General features: G+C 36.3%; 8 protein-coding genes and 1 tRNA gene. 6 read left to right on the forward strand and 3 right to left on the reverse strand.

The window, feature by feature from the left end; genetic code table 11:
• The coding region (locus J7R05_RS06545) for an autotransporter outer membrane beta-barrel domain-containing protein (protein ID WP_484479007.1) at positions 1–1,821 on the reverse strand (1,821 nt) is incomplete at its 3' end.
• 185 nt (positions 1,822–2,006) lie between these two features.
• Between J7R05_RS06545 and J7R05_RS06550 the strand changes: the two genes are divergently transcribed.
• The 6 genes from J7R05_RS06550 to J7R05_RS06575 all read left to right on the forward strand — a co-directional run bounded on the left by J7R05_RS06550 (position 2,007) and on the right by J7R05_RS06575 (position 6,390).
• A complete protein-coding gene (locus J7R05_RS06550; protein WP_208541687.1) occupies positions 2,007–2,927 on the forward strand; it encodes a siderophore ABC transporter substrate-binding protein in 921 nt (306 codons plus the stop codon).
• Positions 2,928–3,020: 93 nt separating this feature from the next.
• Positions 3,021–3,977 (forward strand): ABC transporter permease, encoded by a 957-nt coding sequence (locus tag J7R05_RS06555; RefSeq protein ID WP_208541688.1) that lies wholly within the window; start codon positions 3,021–3,023, stop codon positions 3,975–3,977.
• On the forward strand, positions 3,970–4,920 hold the full coding sequence (locus tag J7R05_RS06560) for an iron chelate uptake ABC transporter family permease subunit (RefSeq protein WP_208541689.1): 951 nt from the start codon (positions 3,970–3,972) through the stop codon (positions 4,918–4,920). The genes J7R05_RS06555 and J7R05_RS06560 overlap by 8 nt, the downstream gene beginning before the upstream one ends.
• Complete coding sequence (locus J7R05_RS06565; protein WP_208541690.1) at positions 4,917–5,675, forward strand: iron ABC transporter ATP-binding protein; 759 nt, start codon at positions 4,917–4,919, stop codon at positions 5,673–5,675. Before J7R05_RS06560 ends, J7R05_RS06565 begins: the two co-directional genes overlap by 4 nt.
• Before the next feature lie 67 nt (positions 5,676–5,742).
• Positions 5,743–5,816 (forward strand) — tRNA-Gln (locus J7R05_RS06570).
• Positions 5,817–6,036: 220 nt separating this feature from the next.
• Positions 6,037–6,390 (forward strand): hypothetical protein, encoded by a 354-nt coding sequence (locus J7R05_RS06575; protein ID WP_208541691.1) that lies wholly within the window; start codon positions 6,037–6,039, stop codon positions 6,388–6,390.
• A 60-nt stretch (positions 6,391–6,450) separates the two neighbouring features.
• On the opposite strand, the gene J7R05_RS06580 is transcribed toward J7R05_RS06575, so the two are convergent.
• On the reverse strand, positions 6,451–7,026 hold the full coding sequence (locus J7R05_RS06580; protein ID WP_208541692.1) for a hypothetical protein: 576 nt from the start codon (positions 7,024–7,026) through the stop codon (positions 6,451–6,453).
• A partial coding sequence (locus J7R05_RS06585; protein ID WP_208541693.1) for a hypothetical protein occupies positions 6,980–7,290 on the reverse strand: 311 nt, incomplete at its 5' end. The genes J7R05_RS06585 and J7R05_RS06580, both read right to left, overlap by 47 nt.

The raw sequence follows: 7,290 nt of genomic DNA on the forward strand, positions 1-7,290 counted from the left end.
TATGAAAAACGCCGGCTTTCCATTGAAAAATGGATCAAATGACGTCACCATTGTCCCCAACAGCTCAGTTTGATTGTTGATATCCATCAACCCAGCATAGAATAAAGCATTGGGTAAAAGCAGATAAATTGGAATTTGTGGAACAACCGCTTTAACCCCAAACTTGATATATTTATTTTCAAGACGAAAATCCCAAAAATCTCCCTTACCTTCAACCAATCTTTGCCGAGGATCTGCTTTCCCAAATTCAGAACCAGGACCATAAGCAATAAGATGATATTGATAAGGAAAATGAGGCAGCACAACATAATCAGAATCTAGTACAAAAGAATTTTGCTTTGCTTTTCCAGAAACCTGTATAATTGATATACCCGGATCATTTTTATCCGTGCTCACTTTTTTTCTTAAATAACCTGACATACCAAGCACATGAACCGTAGTAGTCCCAGAAACATCACCATAAATCAAAATTCGATCAGATTTTTGATCACTCGACCGACTACCACCTTCCAAAGATACATTAAGATAAATCTGTGCACCACCCTCTTTTGCATTGTAAGCCTCACCTGATCCTTTTCCAATACGCAGCGTTTGATAATCGTCTGACGTTGGCCTTTCAAAAACAATAGCACTATCTTTAATCATCACATATGAAACAGATGACCACTGCGGATCTTGAGTTTTACTTGTTGTTATAATCCATCTTGAACCATTAGTTAAATAAAGCTCACCAGTATTTTCATCAAAAACACGAACACCACCCGTCAGTAAAGAAGCATCAGCCATAACTGTCACAGAAGATCCATTTTTAGCTTCTAATAATAAATCGCCAGAAATCTTTGAGTTTGATAAGACAATATGACCTTCAGTTCCGTAATTATAAATGGCCGTACTACTTGGAACACGGAGAGTCGTTTTTTTCAAAGAAACAAGCCCTGCTGATAAAAAACCAGCTGCTTGTTCTTTCTCTTGGGTTTTATTTCTGTGGAAGTATACACCATAAGATGTATCACCTTTCACTATGATAGTTGAATTTTCAAAATTAACCTTATTAATCCTAGGTTTAATGAGCGATGCATCTCCCCTTGCAGGAAGATCAAAAGGCGTATTGTCAATTAACAAACCATGTGCACGAATAACATCAACACTACCATTCCTAAAATTAATCCAACCACCAAAGTTTATATGAAAAGCCATATTATTTTTCACATTGTCTGTGTTATCACCATGCCCAATAATTTCCACTCCATCTAAATCAGAAGTTCCTCCTAATAATGTCCTGACACCTGTTCCATTTATAAAAGTAATCGACCCATCATTCATCATACTTGTAGCAGAAAGAGTAGTCAGTAAACCAGTATTACGTTCTTTAAATCGACTACCCCCTTTTACACTAATATCCGTTCTGATTAAACTAATACTTGAACCTATGTTAGCTGCTATAGCAGCTACTTGTGTTAAAGAATTCGCATAAACTACTCCGTCAGTTATTGCAATCATCCCACCTTTATCAACCTTAAGCTGCCTAAATGAGCTTTGAACCTGACTACCTTGTATTACACTCGTCGGTTGTCCTCTAGTATCTCTCCCTTGCTGTATTCTAGATATAAAATGGAAAGGATTTTCAGAGTTCATATTGGTGATATTGGTGATAATCACAGTATCACTTCCTGCATCAACTGTTCTTTCTTGTAAAGATTTTCTTTGTTGTAATAAAGTACGTATATTTGGATTTGCATCATCTATATTTTGAAAAAAACAAAGAGCGCTTACTGTAAAAACACACAAACATCTAGGGTCTTTAAGCACTGTGATCATCATTTAATTATCCCGATAGAAATAAATAGAAATAATTTACAAAAATACTAAATAACCAAGAAAGGGCCCATAACATATTTTGAGCTGCTTTACAACATAATGTGCTTTATATGGTATGCTTTATTTTAATTGTGTGTAAAAAAAGTCTCATTATGGGTTCTAGTATTTTAAAGGAAAAGGATAAAACAATGATTCCAAAACATATAATACGAGTAGCGTCTATTTTGACTGCAATAATGAGTTTTGCGACTTTTTCTTGGGCAAATGTAACCATTGAGCATGCTTCAGGTTCTACTTCTATTCCCGCTTCTCCCAAAAAAGTTGTAGTGTTTGATCTTGCATCACTTGATAATATGAACCACCTTGGTATCAATGTAACAGTCGGGGTTCCTGAAGGCAAAAAGCCTGTATATCTGCAACATTTTGATGATGCACGTTATGAAAAAATTGGTACTTTTTTTGAACCAAATTATGAAAAAATTGCCACCTTTCAGCCTGACCTTATTATCATCTCTTCACGTACTCAATCCAAATATAAAGATTTATCAAAAATTGCCCCAACTATTGACTTGACAGTAGGAAATGAAAACTCTCTTAAAGACATCGAACGCAATATCACTATCCTTGGAAAAATTTTTGGCAAAGAACAAGAAGCTGAACAAGAAATCACGAAACTTAATGAAACATTAGCAAAAGTTCGTAAAAACACCGAAGGAAAAGGCAGAGGGTTGATACTCATGACCTCTGGTGGAAAAATAAGTGCTTTGGGCCCCAAATCACGTTTTGATATTCTTCATTCTAGTTTTGGAATTTCTCCTGCAACAGACAAACTGATTGTGCAAAAGCATGGACAACTCATTTCCCCTGAATTTATTTTCGACACAAATCCTGACTGGTTATTGGTTATTGATCGCGATGCTGCAATCGGGCGAGAAGGACAATCTGCAGCACAACTTCTCGACAATGAACTTATTCGCCGTGTAACAGCTTGGAAACAAAATCAGATCATCTATCTGGATTCTTGGAGCTGGTATCGAGCAAGTGGTGGTCTAACCGGATTATATGAAGCAGCACAACAACTCAACGAAGCTTTTGCAAAAAGTAAATAATTTTACAAATAACTTGCTTACCATAAAAATAAAATTTAATAGCAGAGGTTGTTTTAACCTCTGCTATTTTTATTTTCTTAAAGGAAGTTCAGTATGAAAAGTTACTGGATAGCCATAATAGTTATTGTTTTACTTTCTGTCGTAAGTATTTTTGTTGGTTATTCCGATGTAACACCTTCTAGCCTATTTTCAGGAGATCCGAATGCGTGGCTTCTTTTCTGGCAAACACGTATTCCCCGCACAGCTGCAGTGCTCTTAGCAGGCATGGCACTTGCACTCTCAGGTATGATTATGCAACTTCTTACACGTAATCGTTTTGTTGAACCTTCAACTGCTGGAACTGTCGAATCTGCATCACTTGGTATTCTTTTTGTTATGATTTTTGTTCCCAATATGCCTGTTCTTGGGAAAATGGTTGTTGCTACAACTTTTGCCATGGCTGGCACATTACTCTTTATGTTTTTATTACGCCAGATCCCTTTAAAATCTACCCTCATTGTACCACTTACAGGAATTATGCTGGGATATGTTATTGGTTCCTTAACCAACGCTATTGCCGATTATGAAATGCTACTTCCTTCCCTTCAAGCTTATTTGTTTGGTAGTTTTTCAATGGTTCTTGATGGAAAATACGAACTGTTATGGTTATCCCTTCCTTTATGCATACTTGCCTATTTTACTGCCGATCGCTTTACAGTGGCTGGTCTTGGAGAAGATTTAACCAACAATCTTGGCCTTAATTATCGTGCTGTCATGTTATGGGGGCTTTTTATCATTGCATTAATTACTGCTGTGGTTATCTGCACAGTTGGTCGTATTCCCTTTGTTGGACTCATTGTTCCAAATCTTGTTTCAAGTTACAGAGGCGATAATATGCACCGTAGTGCTCCTTGGGTAGCAATTAGTGGAGCAGGAATGGTATTAATTTGCGATCTTTTAGGGCGAATTATTCACCATTCTTTTGAAATTCCTATCAGCGTAATGATGGGTGTTATTGGCAGCTTTATTTTCATTTTGCTTCTTTTACACTGGAGGAAACGTTTTGGGTAAAAAGAAAGCAACTATTTTGGTATTAACAACGCTCATTGTCATAGCATGTGTTGTAAGCAGCCTTTATATGACATGGAACATAACTATTTATGCGTGGACATTCCGTTTAACAAAATTAGTTTCTCTTCTTCTTATTGCTTATACAATAACTGTTTCTACTGTTTTATTTCAGACAATTATTAACAATCGTCTTCTTACTCCTTCTATTATGGGGTTTGATCAACTTTATATTTTAATTAAAACTGCTACCCTTTATTATCTTGGTTCTCTTTCTTTACCCTTTTTGAACGAAGAAGGACAATTTATTTTTGAAGCACTTATTTTAATTGTTTTTTCAATAAGTCTCTTTCACTTTCTATTTTCAGGAAACCTTAGAGGGTTTCATCTCACTTTATTAATTGGTGTTGTTTTAGGCGGATTTTTTTTCAGCTTGCGTATGTTTATGCAATTACAACTCAACCCAGATCAAATGATGAATTTAACTGACATCATGTTTGCGAATTTTAATAAATTAAATACATCATTAGTAAGCTTTTCTACAATCATTGTCCTCATCATTAGCTTGATTGGTTGGCGCTTGCATTACTTGCTTGATGTTCTTGCTCTCGGGCATGAATCTGCTTTTAATCTTGGAGTTGATTACCGCAAAAGTGCTACAGTTATTCTTATTTTTGTTTCTATTCTTGTATCCATTTCGACAGCACTTGTTGGGCCAGTCACATTTTTTGGATTGTTGGTAGCTAATTTGGCTTATGAATTATCACCTCAGGCAAAACACAGTGTTGTTGTGCCAATCGCAATATTATTGGCTATCATTTGTTTGGTTGGTGGACAATTTATCTTAGAACAATTCTTAAATATGGGAGGACGCTTGAGTTTTATTATTGAATGTTGTGGCGGAATTGTTTTCTTAACTTTGTTGATGAAGGGAAAATTCAAATGATTGAAATCAATCATCTTTCCAAAACTTATGGAGCCAGATTGGTTATTGATAATTTATGCCTTCAGCTACCAAAGGGGGGAATTATTTCTCTTATTGGTCCCAATGGTTCGGGAAAATCAACTCTTTTAATGATGATAAGACGTCTTCTGCCAAGTGATAAAGGTACAATTAACATCGATGGTCTTGATATTTATAAAACTCCCCATGACGTCTTAGCTAAAAAACTCTCACTTTTGCGCCAAGATAATCCTTTATCTGTCCGTTTAACCGTATATGATTTAGTGAGCTTTGGACGCTACCCTTATTCGAAAGGTCGGTATAATAATGAAGATAAACAGTTCATTGACAGTGCTATCCGATATCTGGGTTTACAAGATCTGAAAACACGATTTTTAGATGAACTTTCTGGTGGACAGCGTCAACGAGCTTTTATTGCAATGGTCATCTGCCAAGATACTCATTATGTATTATTAGACGAACCATTGAATAATCTTGATATGAAACATTCCGTTTCCATAATGAAGCAATTACGCCGTACTGCTAATGAACTAAAAAAAACCATTCTTCTTGTCATGCATGATATTAATTTTGCATCATCTTATTCAGACATGATTGTTGCACTCAAAGACGGTAAAGCAGCTTATTGTGGCAACCCAAAAGAAATTATATGTCCAGAAATTCTTAAAGAAATTTATGATATGGATATTCAAGTAACAACAATCAACAATGTGCCCATAGCTCTCTATTATCAATAATTTTAAGATTCTTCTTTTAAACTTGCACACACCTTAAAATCTGCTAGAAACAATGAAAGTTGCATGTTGGGGAATAGTTTAATGGTAGAACAGCGGACTCTGACTCCGTTAATCTTGGTTCGAATCCAGGTTCCCCAGCCATTTTGATTTATGCGTCTTTCTCTCACGCTTATTAAAATTATAATTCTCTATCTCTAAAAACTAAATTCTTTATTGAATTCAAAGTACGATTCTTAAACGCTTGATTTTATAAAACAAATCTATTAATCCAAGGGATGACTTTTATGAAAAGTGACAATAATAATCTCACAAACATTATAATCTATGATATAGTTTAGTAAATAATGAGGGGAATACAACTATGAAGCCAGAAACTATTGCTTCTGCTATACATTCTATAACGTTGGCTTCAACAACGATAGAGACAATGGAAGCCTCTAAAAATGGGGTGGAGCCAATACAGAAAATGGCAAAACCTATTCCTATTATCGAGCCTATGCCTCATTATCCTCTTTCCGCAAATATATCTGATATGATGGTGCATATTAATGAGCTTATCCGTCAGAAAACAACAGAACTTGTTACAGAAATTGATCGTGTTTTCTCTTTAGAAAAACATAAAGAGCAAAAAAAGCAATCAACTCAACAAAGTGCAATAATAGAACAAGAAGGATTCTATGAAGCAACGGAAGTAAAAAAAGTAACTGATAATTAGATAGAATTGCAAAATCAGATCACCTTTATAACACCAAAGCAAGTTTGTGGATATGTTAGTTTAGCCGTTGATGTAATAATTTACGTACAATATCATTTTAAAAACACGAGCGTGAAAACACCCAGGTAATAAGAAAGTAGTATTTTTCTCATGACCTTTATAAGTCATAGTGACATTCGTTAACAAAGCATGTCCCCGCTTGAGAAGAATCCCGTGCTCTCCTGTAAATGTTATCTCGCCTCCCTCCATTTTGACATCCCCCTGTGTAACAGTCATAGCCTTATCAACATTGGTAAAAGTTGTGCCTTTCATCAACACCTGCCCATACCCCAGCTCTATCCCCATTCCACTATCAGGCCCTGTAATATTAACCCCATTTAACAAAGCATGCCCCCTTACAAGATTAATGCCATGCGTTCCTTTAAAAGTAATGGATCCTTTGTCCATCACCAGCAATCCACCCGTCATATATGCCCCCGTTGCAACCTGAGAAATATTCACATCCCTCATCACGACTTTTCCTAAATTACTCACCCCTACCCCTGTGCCTGTAGCTGTAGCTTTGCTCGTATCACCTTGTCTTATAATACTAAAACCAGTTAACAAAGCCTGCCCCCCCTGAAACACTGATACCATGCCCTCCTGTAAAGGTAATGGCTCCTCCCTCCATGCGCATAATACCTCCCCTCTCAACAGTCATACCACTTCTCACATTGCTAAAGTTTGTCTCTTTCAACCACACAGCTCCCCCATTTGCTACCTTGACACCCTGTCCCTTACCTCCATTTCCTGTGATTGTGACCTTTTCTGCCAGAACTTTTCCCCCGTCAACCTTGATGAAGTTTGGAGAAACAACATCAGCACCCTTAACCTTATTATCCTCCTTATAAGTCATATTGA

Origin of the sequence: Bartonella capreoli (assembly GCF_902813205.1) — a bacterium.
GTDB lineage: Bacteria > Pseudomonadota > Alphaproteobacteria > Rhizobiales > Rhizobiaceae > Bartonella > Bartonella schoenbuchensis.